Here is a 14,036-nt window from a genome sequence, read left to right on the forward strand (position 1 = left end):
TCGGCCGCGCCTCGGGCGCACATCGGCCGCGCCTCGGGCGCACATCGGCCGCGCCTCGGGCGCACATCGGCCGCGCCTCGGGCGCACATCGGCCGCGCCTCGGGCGCGCCTCGGCCGCGAAGACCGCACCCGAAGACCGCACCGGAAGACCGCACCGGAGGATCACATGGCGGCGCCGCAACCGCGCCCGGTCCCGGCCTCGGTCTCGGGCCCCCGGCCCGCGGCCCCCGGCCCCCGGGCTCAGTCCCGCCGAGGGGCGGTCCGCCGCTCGTGTCCGCCGGCGGCGGGAGGGCGGCCTGACGCGGACGGCCGGACCGCGCCGCCGTGCCCAGGAGTACCCCTGTGCCCACTTCGCCGTATGGCCCACCATGGTGGGGTGATCGCGAACAACGGTGAGGGACGCACCTCGGCCATCAGCCTGACCAAGGTGCAGGAGAAGGCGCCCGACCTCGTCAGTCTGTACAAGACGGCGGGTGCCAGTGTGCGCAGCCACGGGCTGGAGGCCGTGCGGGCCGCCGTGTACCTGGTGCTGGACCGCTCCGGCTCGATGCGGCCGTACTACCGGGACGGCACGATGCAGCACCTGGCCGAGCAGGTGCTGTCGCTGTCGGCCCACCTCGACGACGACGGCACGGTCCCGGTGGTGTTCTTCTCCACCGACGTCGACGGGTGTACGGACCTGAGGCTCGGCGGGCACCGGGGCCGGATCGACAAACTGCACGAGAATCTCGGGCACATGGGCCGGACCAACTATCACTGGGCCATGGACGCGGTCATCGACCACTACGTGGACTCCGGCAGCGACCAGCCGGCTCTGGTCGTGTTCCAGACCGACGGCGGTCCCACCAGCCGGGCCGCCGCCGAGCGTTACCTGTGCAAGGCCGCCCGGCTGCCTCTGTTCTGGCAGTTCATCGGCTTCGGAGACCCTGACGACAACGAGTTCTCCTTCCTGCGCAAACTCGACACTCTCGCCGTTCCGGCCCGTCGCTTGGTCGACAATGCGGGCTTCTTCCACGCCGGCCGCACACCGCGTGCCGTGCCGGACCACCGGCTCTACGACCACCTGCTGCGGGAGTTCCCCGACTGGCTGGCCGCGGCGCGCGCCGCCGGGATCCTGGCGTGAGTGGGGCGTGAGTCGGTCGCAAGAGACAAGAGCGTTGGGACAGGTCGTGAGCGGTCCTGAGTGAGTCGTGAGCTTCCGCTGGGCGTCGGCGGCCCGGCCGACGGGGCGACGGGGCGACGGGGCGACGTCAGGCAGGGGTACCGAGCGGCGGGTGCTCGAGCACGCGCGGCCGGTACTCGACCAGCTGGGTGCGGCCGTCGAAGGTGCGGTGCCCGATCATGTCGAGGGCGACGTCCGGATAGCCGTCGTAAATGCGTTCCGCGCCCGTGGCCCCGGTGATCACCGGGAACATCACCACCCGGAAGCGGTCGACGAGTCCGGCTCGCAGCAGGGAGCGGCACAGGCTGAGGCTGCCGATCGTGCTGAGGAGCCCCGATCCCTCGGCCTTCATGGCGCGGACCGCCTCGACGGCGTCGCCGCGGACGAGGGTGGAGTTGGCCCACGTCAGCGGCTCCTCGAGCGAGGAGGAGAACACCACCTTGGACGCCTGCGTGAGTTCGTCGACGGACGCTTCTTCTTCGGGCCGGAACTCGTCCTGGCCACTCGGGACCTCGCCCGCGGCGAAGCCCGACATCAGGCGGTAGGTTTTCGCTCCCATCAGGTAGGTGACCTCGGGCTGCTCACCGAGCCAGGAGAGGTACTCCGGGCCTTCGAGCCCCCAGAACCCGGGCCACCCCTCTCCGGACGCGTAGCCGTCGAGGGAGGTGATGAAGTCGACGAGAAGCTCCGACATGGCGTTGTCCTTTCCGAGGGTGTCACGAGTGTGGACCGGTCCGGAGCGGCAAACTCATCGGCCGCGCCGTGCGACGACGAGGGAGAAGGCGCCCAGCGGCCTCCTCGCCGCTCGTCCGCGGTTCCTCGGCATCGCCTGCCGGGTGCTCGGCTGCGCCAAAGCGGACGCCCACGGCGACCCCCCACCTGCTCCCCCGGGCCTCGTCGAGCGGGCCGTGTGCCACGCTCCCTGACCGCGCAGCGGGCCTGCGGGGGCGGCCCACCGGTCTCGGATCAGGGTTCAGAACAGATCTGATCAGGTCAGGTCAGGTCAGGTCAGGTCAGGTCAGATCAGGTCAGGTCAGGTCAGGATCGTCCGGTCGGCAGCCACCGGTCGAGGTAGGACCGCAGGCCGCCCAGGTCGCCGCCCCGGGCGACGTAGCCCAGGTGGCCGTCGGGGCGGACGAGGGCATGGGCGGTGCCGCGCCACGGGCCGTGACCGCCGAGGCGGTGGACGAAGAGCGGGGCCGCGCGCTCATCGGTGACGGGGGCGAGCCGTGCATCGGGCCAGAGGTGCGGCGGGCCGCAGAGCAGCAGGTGCCAGCCCGCCGCGGCCGTGCGGGACTGCAGTCCGTGCGGCAGGTCGGGCAGCCGGTCCCCGGCCCTCGGCCCGCCCCGTGGCGGCCGGGGACCGGTAGCGGAGAGGGAGCTGCGCCGGTAGTGGATGTCGAGTTCGGCGACCGTGCGAAAGAGACTCGCGCGGACCGGCCGCGGGCGCAGCACCAACGGCGCGAGTCTCGGGGCGAGTCGGGTACGGGCTGCGCGGACAAGGGGGTTGCCGCTCGTGGCGGCGCCGAACGCGCGGTCGGTGAGGCGGCGCACGCTGCGTCCGACGGGGGCCCGTTCCTCCTCGTAGGTGTCCAGGAGGCTCTCGGGGGCCGCGCCCCGGCAGACCAGGGCCAGTTTCCAGCCCAGGTTCAAGGCGTCCTGGATGCCGGTGTTCATGCCCTGACCACCGGCCGGACTGTGGATGTGGGCGGCGTCCCCCGCGAGGAAGCAGGCGCCGGAACGGTAGCGGGCCGCGCCCCGGTTGTGGATGCGGAAGGCGGTCGCCCACACCGGGTCCCGGAGCGCCAGCCGCTCGCCGGTGGCGCGGTCGGCGACGTGCTGGAGCAAGGGCAGGTCCACGTCCGTGTCGGGGCGGTCGGGCGGCCGCACCGCGAGCATGCGCCAGTCGGCGGGGGACCCGAGCGGGAAGAAGAAGACCATGCCCTCCTGCGCCATGTACGTGTGCACGGTGTCCGGTTCCAGCCCGTCCACGTCGAGGTCGGCGAGCAGGAAGGTCTGCGGGTAGGCGTGCCCCTCGAAGGGGATGCCGGCCCGGCTGCGGACGGTGCTGTGCGCGCCGTCGCAGCCCACCACGTAGCGCGCCGTCACGCTCTCCCGCGTCCCGTCGCGATCGCGCAGGGCGCAGGTGACGTACGGGCCCGTCCGCTCCAGCCCGAGGAGCTCGGTGCCGCGCTCGACGATCACGTCCCGTTCGGTCAGACGACGGGAGAGGACGCGCTCGGTCTCCGCCTGCGACAGGAACAGCAGGAACGGGTGGGCCGTGTCGTCCAGGCCGGTGTCGAACAGGTCGAGGGCCACGACGCGGCCCGGCGCGTGCAGGTGCAGGCGGACGGCCGGGTTGCCGAGGGCCACGAGGTCCTCGGTCACCCCGAGTCCGGACAGTGCCTCCAGGGTGCGGGGCTGGATCACCAGGGCGCGCGACTCCCGAACCCGGTCGAGTGAACGGTCGACGATCCGGAACCCGGCCCCGAGGGCACTCAGTTGCGCGGCCAGGGCCAGTCCGGTCGGACCTGCCCCGACGACCAGCACGTCCAACGGCTCCGTCATGCGCTCACGATAGTGCGGGCGAGCCGCCCTGCCGCGGGTGGCCGGCCGGCCGAGGGTGCCCGGCCGGCCGTCGCTCACCTCGGGGTCCGCCTCCTCGGCAGGCCGGCCGCCGTCGCCGGTTGTCGGAGGGCTGCTGTCTCAGTGCAGGGTGTACTGACAGATGTGCTTGCCCTCGGTGCCGCCCGGGTCCAGCACGACCTTCTCGCCGTCCACGGTGATCGAACACGGCGCGGCGGCCAACTGGCCGTCGGACTGCTTCACCGGTCCCGGCGGGTGGCGGGAGTACGAGCGCACCCGGCGGTCCCCGGGCCGGCAACGGTGGCCGCGGTGGGGTCGCGCCCCCCGCTCGCGACCCCACCGCCCCGGCTGCCGTCCAGGGGGCTCTCCGCCGGGCTTCCTCGCCGGTCCCCGGCGTCGCGCAGTCGGCAGGTCGCCGAGCTTCGGAGGGACAGCGCTGCTGTGAGCCCCGTCGACGCCACGCCGGCCCGCCGTGAAAGGTACGCGACCCGGCGCGGCGGTCACGTCCGCCCAGCGGTTGAAGTCGGCGTAGACCCTGGGCGTAGGACTCCTGTTCCTGCACCTTCCGCGGTATGCGGTGAGGCCGGCTCCGCCGTCTCACGCACATCCGGGGTGGGCGGCAGGGTGCCGGAAAATGCGGCGCCCCGAGCGCCGTCGGGCCTATAGGGTCGGGCACGTCTCACCGGGAGAAGGGGCCCTCGACGATGCAGGCGGCGGACGTACGGCGGGCGGTGGAGGCGGCCGTGTCCATCGCGTCCTCCCTCGGGCTCCCGGTCGACGACGCGACGGTCCTGCACAATTCGAACAAGCTGGCCGTGCGGCTGCGGCCGTGCGAGGTCCTGGCCCGGGTGGCTCCGGTGGGGCAGCAGGTCGCGGAGTTCGAGCTCGAGCTGGCTCAGCGGCTCGTCGGGGCGGGGTGTCCCGTGGCCGCTCCTGATCCGCGGGTCGAGCCCCGCGTCCACGAACGGGACGGCTTCGTGGTCACACTGTGGACCTACCACCCGCCCGTGACCACGCAGGGCGTCGCTCCGGCCGACTACGCCGAAGCGCTCGCCCGGCTTCACGCCGGCATGCGCACCCTCGACGTCCCGGCACCGCACTTCTCGGAGCGGATCCAGCAGGCCCGGACCCTTGTGGCGGACCGCGAGCGTACCCCCGAACTCAGCGACGCGGACCGGGTGTTGCTCGACGGCACATTGCGCGACGTGGGCCGGTTCATCCGCGGACACAGGGCGGCGGAGGAGCAGTTGCTGCACGGTGAGCCGCACCCGGGCAACCTGCTGACGACACGGCACGGGCTGCTGTTCATCGACCTGGAGACCTGCTGCCGCGGCCCCGTCGCGTTCGACCTCGCCCACGCTCCCGAGGCCGTCGGCGCACACTGTCCCGACGTCGACGAGGAACTTCTGCGCGCCTGCCGTCTGCTGGTGCTGGCCATCATCACGACGTGGCGCTGGGACCGGGAGGACCAGTTCCCCGACGGACGGCGGATGGGCGTGGAGGGGCTGGACCGCATTCGAGCGGCGGTGTCGTAGCAGCCGGCGGAGCGCCCGTCCGGGTGGATTCCTGTCCGAGGGCCTCGACACGACGAGAACGGCTGCCTCACGCACGAGTCACAGGAGTTGGGGGACTTCATTGCCTCACGCGGGAGCACGCGCCACGTCGGGACGAACGTCAGTACGTCAGCCCTCGGTGTCGTCGCCGACGGGGACGCGCTTGCTGATCGTTTCTGAATGCCGTCCTGCGGAGGCATCGGCGGGCCGTGGAACTTGCGGTGCGGTGGTCGTCGGCACAGCCTCCTCACGGACGAGGGGCCCCGCGCACCACCCGATCGAGCGTCTGCGGCACCGAAGGCCGGCCGGTGCCCCCGGGCGTTGCCTCGCGCGGCACGCGCTACCTCCCCGCCGTCCCCGGTGTCACGAGTCCGGTCTCGTAGGCGACCACCACGGCCTGTGCCCTGCTGCCCAGGTTCAGTTTGGTCATGGTGCGGTTGAGATGGGTCTTGACGGTCGCCTCGCTGATGAACAGCCGGTCCGCGATCTCCACGTTGGACAGGCCGCGCCCGCAGAGTTTGAGGACGTCGACCTCGCGGGACGTCAACGCCTCCAGAGCGGGCGGCTGTTCGTCGGGGGCCCGGCGGGCGTACGCCTCGACCAGGCGCCGGGTGACGCTGGGGGCGAAGAGCGCGTCGCCGGCTCCCACCGCGGCCACGGCGGCGAGCAGGCGTTCCGGCCCGGAGTCCTTGAGCAGGAAGCCGGAGGCACCGGCGCGCAGGGCCCCGTACACGTATTCATCGAGGTCGAAGGTGGTGAGCACGAGCACCCTGGGCGGGGTGCCGCCGGCCTGGGCGAGGATGCGTTCGGTGGCCTCGATGCCCGTCATACCGGGCATGCGGATGTCCATGAGGACCACGTCGGGTCGGGTCTCGGCGGCCAGGGACACCGCCTCCCCGCCGCTGCTCGCCTCGCCGACGACCTCGATGCCGGGTGCGGCCCTCAGGAGCCCTGCCAGACCGGCCCGGATGAGGAACTGGTCGTCGACGACGAGCACTCTGGTCATGTGGCGGCGTCGTCTCCCTGCACGGCGGCTCGCGCGGCGGTCGGCAGGGTCAGCCGTACGGCGAAGCCCCCTCCGTCCCGCGGGCCGGTACTGATCTGCCCGCCGTAGAGCTTGGCGCGCTCCCGCATGCCGATCAAGCCGTGCCCGCCGCCGGTCCGTACTCTGTCCGGAATCACCCCCTCGCCGTTGTCCGTGACCGAAACCGTCACCTGGTGCGGTTCGTAGCACAGGAGGACCTCGGCCCGCGCACCGGGGGCGTGTTTGAGGACGTTGGTGAGGGCTTCCTGCACCACGCGGTAGACGCACAGTTCGACGCCGGGGGCGAGGGGGCGTCGCGGGCCCTCGACGGTCAGGGTGACCGGGACGCCGCCGCCGCGTATGCGGTCGGCCATGTCGTCGAGGCGGGCGAGGCCGGGCATCGGGTCGGCGAGGGCGCCGTCGTCGGAGGTGCGCAGCACCATCAGCATGCGGCGCAGTTCCTCGAGGGCCTCCCTGCCGACGGCGTCGATGGTGTCCAGTGCGGTCCGCACGGTCCGCCGGTCGGTGTCGAAGACGAACCGTGCGAGGCCGGTCTGCACGGAGATGACGGACATGTGGTGGGCGACCACGTCGTGCAGTTCGCGGGCGATCCGGCTGCGTTCCTCGGCCACCTCCCGACGCGCCCGCTCGGCCTGTTCCCTGCGCAACTGCCGGGCGAGCCCGGCCGAACGGTGCGCGAGCACACCGAACCGCCACAGCACCGCCGGGTAGACCACGGCCTGGGCGAGGACGGAGGGCCAGGAGTCGGTGTGGTCGGCCGCGCCGGCGTAGACCCACACGGCGCCCATCAGCACCGCGTACGGCAGGGAGGCGCGCGCCGGGCGCAGCGAGGCGACGGTGTGGACGGCGAGCATGGGGGCGAGGCTGCACACCACGGGCCAGTAGCCGGCGGTGATGTACACCAGCCAGACGCCGTGGACGAGCAGGCAGACGGTCGCCGGGGCCCGGACGCGGAACACGAGGGGCAGGTGGGCGAGCAGCACGAGGGCGTAGGCGGCGGTGTCGAAGGGTTGCCGCCCCTGGCGCGCTGCTTCCTGGCCCAGAAGCAGGGCTACGGCGGTCAGCGCCGCCGCGATCAGGCTGTCGACGACCAGGGGACGGCTCCGCATCGCCGCAGCGTAGCGCCGGTCCGGGCGGGTCGGCGTCAACCTTGTGCGGTACGACCGTGGTGGGAGACGCGGGGGCCGTGCCCGCGGGCGGAGCGGCCGGAGCGGCCGGGGCGGGGAGATGGTTTCGGCCGTGCCTTCCGGGGGTTTGTGTGCCGCGTGGGGTCACGGCGGGGCGGACTTGCGCTCGCTGTCGGTGAGGGGGGCCCGGTCGAGGTGGGGTTTCTTGGGGCCGAAGAGCATGGGTGTCAGCATGTCCGGGGAGAAGAGGCGGGTGGCCGGCTTCTCCATGCTCATGACGTCGAGCAGGGCGGACATGGCCCGGGGGTGGCGGGCCCCGGTGGCCACGGCTCGGTCGACGAAGCGGGCGAGGAACCGTTCGGCGGCGGTAGGTGGGATGCGCGGCCACCGAGGCACTCCCCGTGCCCGGAACGGGAACGGCGCGGACCGCCAAGGGGAAGCCGGGGTGCCGCGCGGGGGCGGTCCCCGGTGGTCACCGGTGTCCACCGGGGCGTTCGACCGGCCCGGCCGACGGTCTCCGGGCACCCCGGCGATTCCTGACGTCCGTCCGCCGGGCAGGTGGCAGGCCGGCCGATCGCCCCCCGGCCGGGCCGGGGGGCGGGCCGCCAGGCCGAGCACGGGCGGGCGATGTCCGCCGGCGCCCTGTGCGGGTGCGGCCGGTGATGATCCACAGGATAGTGCTCTGCGAGGCACCGAACTCGACGGCGAGGTCGGGCTGAGCGACGTTCAGGCCGGACACCGAGGCGATGACGGCCATCAGGGCGGTGCAGACGGCGATCAGGACGGCCCGCAGACGCCGTGGGTCCAGGGATTCCGGCGTGCCGGGGCCGGTCCGCCCGGCCACGCGTCCCGGCGCGTGGGGGCTGATCGGTGAGTCAGAGCCCGTCGGTGAGTCAGAGGCGGTCGCTCCGCCGGAGCCGGTCGGTGCGCCGGAGCCGGTCCGTCCGTGCGGGCCCGTCCCGGCGTCCAGGCCGGTCCGTGCTTCGGTACCTGCCCTGGCGTCCGGGCCGGTCCCTGCGTCCGGGCCGGTTCCGGCCGTCGAGGCCCGTGGTCGCCTCCCGGTCCCCGGTCATGGCCGGGCCGTCCGTCCGGGCCGGGCCGCCCGTCCGGGCCGGGCCGCCCGTCCGGGCCGGGCCGTCCGCCCGCGCCGGGTCGTCCGCCAGGGCCGGGGCGTCGGCGCCGTGGGCTCCGTCGCCGTCCGGGGTGTGGTCCGGCTGGTGGGTCGTCATGGGTTCCTCTCCTCGGGGGCGTGCGGTACCGGCGTCGGGGCAGGGCCGGACGCCGGCTGAGGGTGACGGGGGACGAGGGACGGCCGGGAGTGGGCCGACGCCGCAGGGGATCGTCCGCATCCGTGCGTCCGCCGCACCGGCGGTCGGCGGCCCGGCCGTCACCGACGACGCTAGGCCGGACATGCGGAACGGGCATACCATGTTGCTCATGACGCAAGACGATGACGATCTGGACAGCCTGGTACGCAAACGGATCCGTGCGCTGCGCGTGGCCCAGGGTTGGTCACTGGAGGAACTGGCCACCCGTGCGCGGCTCAGCCAGTCCACGCTCAGCCGCATCGAGAACGGTCGGCGCCGGCTGGCGCTGGACAGCCTCGTCACCCTCGCGCGGGCCCTGGACACCACGCTCGACCAGCTGGTGGAGACCGCCTCCGACGACGTCGTCGTGAGTCCGATGATCGACGCCGCCCACGGGCTGATGCGCTGGCCGGTCAAGGGCGATCCCGGCATCACGGTGGTGCGCCAGCGGATGACCGATCCGCCGCCCGACGACCCCGCTCGCATGCGCGCGCACCCCGGGCGGGAGTGGCTGGTGGTGCTGTCGGGTACGGCGATCCTGCTGCTCGGGCAGCGCCGCCTGCGCGTCGAGACCCACCAGGCAGCCGAGTTCCCCACGATGCTGCCCCACGCGATCGGCGCCGAGGGCGGGCCCTGCGAGATCCTCGGGATCTTCGACCGGGACGCCCGACGCGGGCACCAACGGGATCCACGGGAGCCCGGGGAGGCTCGCGGGACCGTGGGGGGCGCACCCCGGACTTCACGGACTTCGGAATCCTGACGGCCCGCCCCGGGCGGCGACGTGGGGGCGACCCGGCGCCGCCTTGCGCGCCCGGCCGTCCGTCCGACCACCTCTTTGCGTATCGAGCAAGAAGTCCTGCCGTTCACGCACGAGCGCTCTAGCGTTGCCGGTATGAGCGACCCAGCTGCCCACCCCGACGGGCCGACCCGGCCCTGCCACGCCCCCGGCACGCACCAGGACGGCGGCCCGCCGCACGGTCACCACCGGTCCGGCGTGGGCACCGACACCCACGGCGACCCGCACGACCGGTGCGGGCACGGCCGGCACCGTCACCAGGACGGTACCCACCACCGGCACGGCGCCGACGACCAGGCAGAGCTCCTCGACCTGGAGGCCGAGGTCCTCGCCGGACACCTCGCCGACGTCACCGGCGGGCTGCCGCTCGCCACGTCTCCCCGCCGGATCCTGGATCTCGGCTGCGGGACGGGCGCCGGTACCTTCGCCCTCCTCGACCGCTTCCCGGATGCCCGCGTCACCGCCGTCGACGCCTCCGCCGTCCACCTCGGCCGGCTGACGGAGAAGGCCCGCGTCCGGGGTCTCGAAGGGCGCGTCCGCACCGTGCGGGTCGACCTGGACGCCCCCGACTGGCCCGACCTGGGGACGCCCGATCTGGTGTGGGCCTCGGCCTCGATGCACCACCTGGCCGATCCGGGGCGCGTCCTGCGCACGGTCCACGACCTGCTCGCCCCCGACGGGCTGTTCGCCGTGGTGGAGTTGGCCGACTTCCCGCGTTTCCTGCCGGCGGACGCGCCCCGCGAGCGCCCCGGCCTGGAGGACCGCTGCCATGCGGTGCGCGCGCCCTTCCACGCCGAGCACGCACCGCACCGGGGGGCCGACTGGGGACGCCTGCTGGCCGACGCCGGGTTCGCGCCCGCCGGGACGCGCACGGTCACGGTGCGCGTCGACGGGGCCGGGAACTCCTCGGTCGGTGCGTACGCGCTGAGCAGCCTCCGACGCTTGCGGCAGGGCGTCGACGCGCTGCTCGACCCCGAGGACGTGGCCGCCCTGGACCGGCTGCTGGACACCGACGGCCCGCACAGCGTCCTGCGGCGCGACGATCTCGCCGTCCGTACCGAGCGCACGGTGTGGACCGCCCGCCGCACCACCGGCTGACACCCGGCCGACCGGGGCGGCACCCCACCCCCGGTGCCCGCCCCACGCCGGCCGCCGTCCGTTCACGCCCCACGCCGGCCGCTGTCCGTTCACGCCGGACGGCGGGCACCGGCCGGGATGCCGGTGCCCGCCGCCGGGCTGTCGTCGGACCGGTCGTACGGACGGGGCCGCCGGTACGGGTCCCGTGAGGCGCCGGCCTCACGGACTCCCCGCCGGGGGTCGGTCCGGAGGCTCCCGCACGGGTCCTGAGCCCCTCCGGGTTCCCCCGGCGGGGTCCCGGCCGCGCGGGACGGCCCCCGCGGCGCCGGCCGCGCGGGGCCGCCCGCGGCGGGTCAGCTGTACGGGATGACCAGCACGGACTTGTCCGTGCCCGTCCGCAGCTGTGCGGTGCCGTTGCCGATGGCGCTCCACACCTCCAGGCGTACGGTGCCGCCCTTCAGGTCGCCCAGGTTCCCCGTGGCCGCCTTGAGGCCGCGGGCCTGCGTGTACTCCTCCCATCCGGTGACCGGGTCGGTCGCGAAGTAGTGGTAGGTCTCGGTCCGCTCGAAGTCACCGTCGCCGGTGAGGTCGAAGCTGACCCGGGCCTGCTGGCCGAGTCCGACCGAGGTGCCCGCGTCGACCTGGAGGCGGAACGCGGTCTTCGCGCCCGGGTCCAGGGTGGCGTCGACGCCGCGGACCTCGTAGACGAGGGGGCGGTTCGGGGTGCCGTCGTGGTTGGCGCCGCCGGCGGAGGCGATGGTGTCGCTGCCCGCCGTGCCGTCGGTCGCCGTGGTGAGGGTGCCGCCGCTGCGCAGCTGGAAGGTGTTGCCGGTGGTCGGGTCGGGATCGGGGTCGGGGTCCGTGGTTCCGCTGCCGGTTCCGGTGGCGGTCGAACGGGCGGGCACGGTGAGCGTCTTGCCGTCGGAGAAGGTCACCGTGCGGGCGCTCGCCGAGTGGTTGTGGGCGGCGTAGGTGCGGGCCGAGCCCTTGGTGAAGACGGCGGAGGTGGGGATGTCACCGGTGACGGTGGCGTCCGGTGCGCCGAGGGAGTCGAGGGTGGTGAGCCAGTGGTAGGTGTGCGCCTTCGACTCGCCCTCCTCCGGGGTGTAGCCGGCATGGCCGGCGTCCCACTTCGCCTTGGCCTTGGCCGGGTCGGCGAAGGACTCGAACTCCCACAGCAGGTCGCGCCATTCGACGGCCGGGCCGCCGTTCTCCCGTTCCATCTCGGCGATGTTGCGCCGGATGGCGTCCTTCTCGCGGCCCAGGTGCAGCGAACCGCCGGTCACCGGCAGCACGTTGATGCCGTGGATCTCCTCCGGGTTGGCGGTCCACCAGGTGGCGTAGGCGGCGCCGCTCCCCCAGACCATGCCGGCCGTGTCGTGGCGGAAGGAGGACGGGAAGACCTCCTCGTCGGCGTCGAACCAGTACTGGGCGATGGACTCCGACTCGGTGGTCAGCAGGAAGGTGCCGAGGTCGCGGAGCGAGGTGTCACCCGTGGCGGACCCCCACAGGACGAGGGCGGCGCTGAGGTTGGTGGACTCCGACGAGGACTCCTGGTTGTTGCCGGCGGCGAAGCCCTGGTGACCGGAGGCCCAGCTGTGGCCGGCGTAGACGTCGAAGCCGCGCAGGAAGGGGAAGGCGCTGTCGGTGCGGCTGGGGTTGGCGGTGTCGCGGACCAGGGTCTTGACCATGCCGCCCCAGGCGGACTCGGCGGCCCACGCCGGGTCGTACTGGGCGACGATGGCCGCCGCGTAGACGAAGTAACTGTAGTGGAAGTGGTGGTCGTTGAGCTCGGTGTCGCTGCCGTAGGAGGCGGGGTAGCCGGTCAGGGTCCGCCAGTCCTTGTCGTAGCTGAACTCGCTGGCGCCGCCCGCGGTGAACCACTCCTGGAGCTTGCCCTTCATCAGGCCGAGGAGCCGGTCACGGGTGCCGGTCTCGCCGATCTGCTCGGCGACGGGCACGAGTTGGGCGAGCCGGCCGAGGGCCTTGCCGGTCCAGTAGGTGTCGGTCGCGCCGGAGAAGGGGTCGGAGGCGCCTACGACGTCGTTGAGGTAGCCCCGCAGCCGGGCGGTGTCCACCGCGTCGGACTTGGGCAGTGCGGGCAGCACCGCCGCCGCCTTCTGGCTGGTGGAGAAGGAGGCCGACTCGCGGACCTTCATGGTGCCGCGCGGTGAGACGTAGGTGTACGAGGTGAGCGGGTCCGTGGTGTGGAGCCACTGGTGCCGGTAGAGCGCCTGCAGCGTGCCGCGCTCGGAGCCCTCCTTGGCCTCGGTGGTGAGGGTGTAGGTGGCCTTGACCGTGCCGCCGCTGTAGTTCCAGGTGGCCTTGGAGCCGGTGACGAAGCTGAAGGCGTACTTCTTGAAGGTGGCGAGCGCGCCGGTGGACGGCAGCACGGCGACGGAGAAGTAGTTCTTGGAGCCGAGGCCCGCGGTGACGGTGGAGCCGGAGACGTTCCAGTCGCTGCCGCTCGGGGCGAACAGGGCGTAGTGGTGTCCGGCGACGGTGATGCCGAGGACATTGCCCTGGTCGGCGAAGACGTTCGGCGTGCCGGCGGTGGTGATCCGGGCGTCGCCGCCGGTCCCCTCGGCGTACACGAACGGGGAGCCGTGGCCGATCGTGGTGCGCAGGGTGCGGCTGCCGTCGGACCACAGCGGGGTGACGGTCCAGTCCGACCAGTCGTCGGCCTTGGTGTCGGGCGAGTTGAGGCCGGTCAGGCCGATGGTCAGGTCGCGCTTGTGGGCGTACTCGTACTGGCGACCGTCCCCGACGATCGAGGGGGAGGTGGGGTAGCCGACGTCGAGTCCGCCGGAGGTGGCCTGGTAGGTGAGGGGGTGCCCGTACATGGGGTTGGAGTACGGGTTGTCGCCGTAGCGCTGGAAGGCGAGGGAGGACCACCAGTCGTTGGTGGGCACCGGCCGGTTCCGGGCGGCCGCGGTCACCTTGGGGGTGACGGGGGTGCCGGTGTTGGTGGTGGGGCCGGACGTGCCGGCGGGCCGGGTGTCGGAGTAACTGCCGGAGCCCACGGGCACGGTGGCGGCCGACGCGGGGGCGGCGGCCGGTCCCAGGCCGAGGAAGGCGACGGCTGAGGCGAGGAGGACCACGACGGATGGTCTGCTGCGGGGGGATGGCATGCGGGGCACCTCTAGTCATTGCAGAGTGGGGAGTCTGAGAGCGCTCTCAGATGGCCGGAACGTAAAGCCGATGTAATGCACGTGTCAATAGAATGAACACAACCGCTAGTTGAAACCTGAAACCGCAGCCGTCGTGCCTTCGGTTCCTGACGCCACCGCCGACGGCGCCGCCCGGGGAGGCCGCCCGGACCGCTTCCCACGTGTCCGGCCGGCCGCGCCGCCGGGGCCGGGCGGACCTGCCCCCGATCGCGC

The 14,036-nt window shown here is 73.4% G+C and carries 11 protein-coding genes and 2 pseudogenes; 4 read left to right on the forward strand and 9 right to left on the reverse strand.

Annotated features, from left to right (window positions below):
• Positions 1 to 376 precede the first annotated feature (376 nt).
• Complete coding sequence (locus AB0F01_RS25770; protein WP_362100248.1) at positions 377 to 1,123, forward strand: VWA domain-containing protein; 747 nt, start codon at positions 377 to 379, stop codon at positions 1,121 to 1,123.
• A 127-nt stretch (positions 1,124 to 1,250) separates the two neighbouring features.
• On the opposite strand, the gene AB0F01_RS25775 is transcribed toward AB0F01_RS25770, so the two are convergent.
• The 3 genes from AB0F01_RS25775 to AB0F01_RS25785 form a co-directional block, all read right to left on the reverse strand.
• Positions 1,251 to 1,856 carry a dihydrofolate reductase family protein gene (locus AB0F01_RS25775; RefSeq protein ID WP_362100250.1) on the reverse strand — a complete coding sequence of 202 codons (606 nt, stop codon included), beginning with the start codon at positions 1,854 to 1,856 and terminating at the stop codon, positions 1,251 to 1,253.
• A gap of 344 nt (positions 1,857 to 2,200) precedes the next feature.
• Positions 2,201 to 3,730 (reverse strand): FAD-dependent monooxygenase, encoded by a 1,530-nt coding sequence (locus AB0F01_RS25780; protein WP_362100253.1) that lies wholly within the window; start codon positions 3,728 to 3,730, stop codon positions 2,201 to 2,203.
• 138 nt (positions 3,731 to 3,868) lie between these two features.
• Complete coding sequence (locus AB0F01_RS25785; protein ID WP_362100255.1) at positions 3,869 to 4,024, reverse strand: hypothetical protein; 156 nt, start codon at positions 4,022 to 4,024, stop codon at positions 3,869 to 3,871.
• A gap of 428 nt (positions 4,025 to 4,452) precedes the next feature.
• On the opposite strand from AB0F01_RS25785, the gene AB0F01_RS25790 reads away from it, so the two are divergent.
• Positions 4,453 to 5,283 (forward strand): aminoglycoside phosphotransferase family protein, encoded by an 831-nt coding sequence (locus tag AB0F01_RS25790; RefSeq protein WP_362100258.1) that lies wholly within the window; start codon positions 4,453 to 4,455, stop codon positions 5,281 to 5,283.
• 358 nt (positions 5,284 to 5,641) lie between these two features.
• Here the strand turns inward: AB0F01_RS25790 and AB0F01_RS25795 are convergent, their stop codons facing one another.
• The 5 genes and pseudogenes from AB0F01_RS25795 to AB0F01_RS25815 form a co-directional block, all read right to left on the reverse strand.
• Entirely contained in the window at positions 5,642 to 6,307 is a 666-nt protein-coding gene (locus AB0F01_RS25795) for a response regulator transcription factor (RefSeq protein ID WP_362100260.1), read from the reverse strand.
• The gene (locus AB0F01_RS25800) at positions 6,304 to 7,455 is read right to left on the reverse strand and encodes a sensor histidine kinase (RefSeq protein ID WP_362100263.1); all 1,152 of its coding nucleotides are present in this window, start codon (positions 7,453 to 7,455) and stop codon (positions 6,304 to 6,306) included. The genes AB0F01_RS25795 and AB0F01_RS25800 overlap by 4 nt, the downstream gene beginning before the upstream one ends.
• A gap of 162 nt (positions 7,456 to 7,617) precedes the next feature.
• Positions 7,618 to 7,836: pseudogene (locus AB0F01_RS25805) on the reverse strand (pyridine nucleotide-disulfide oxidoreductase); the annotation flags it as partial.
• A 298-nt stretch (positions 7,837 to 8,134) separates the two neighbouring features.
• A pseudogene (locus AB0F01_RS25810) lies at positions 8,135 to 8,317 on the reverse strand (MFS transporter); the annotation flags it as partial.
• A gap of 49 nt (positions 8,318 to 8,366) precedes the next feature.
• Positions 8,367 to 8,702 carry a hypothetical protein gene (locus tag AB0F01_RS25815; RefSeq protein WP_362100266.1) on the reverse strand — a complete coding sequence of 112 codons (336 nt, stop codon included), beginning with the start codon at positions 8,700 to 8,702 and terminating at the stop codon, positions 8,367 to 8,369.
• Between the two features lie 199 nt (positions 8,703 to 8,901).
• On the opposite strand from AB0F01_RS25815, the gene AB0F01_RS25820 reads away from it, so the two are divergent.
• Positions 8,902 to 9,540 (forward strand): XRE family transcriptional regulator, encoded by a 639-nt coding sequence (locus AB0F01_RS25820; protein ID WP_362100269.1) that lies wholly within the window; start codon positions 8,902 to 8,904, stop codon positions 9,538 to 9,540.
• Between the two features lie 132 nt (positions 9,541 to 9,672).
• Positions 9,673 to 10,674, forward strand: a complete 1,002-nt coding sequence (locus AB0F01_RS25825; RefSeq protein ID WP_362100271.1) for a methyltransferase — start codon at positions 9,673 to 9,675, stop codon at positions 10,672 to 10,674.
• A gap of 332 nt (positions 10,675 to 11,006) precedes the next feature.
• On the opposite strand, the gene AB0F01_RS25830 is transcribed toward AB0F01_RS25825, so the two are convergent.
• Positions 11,007 to 13,784 (reverse strand): glycosyl hydrolase, encoded by a 2,778-nt coding sequence (locus tag AB0F01_RS25830; protein ID WP_362100274.1) that lies wholly within the window; start codon positions 13,782 to 13,784, stop codon positions 11,007 to 11,009.
• Positions 13,785 to 14,036: the final 252 nt, after the last annotated feature.

This window comes from Streptomyces sp. NPDC029526, assembly GCF_040637405.1.
Classification (GTDB): Bacteria; Actinomycetota; Actinomycetes; order Streptomycetales; family Streptomycetaceae; genus Streptomyces.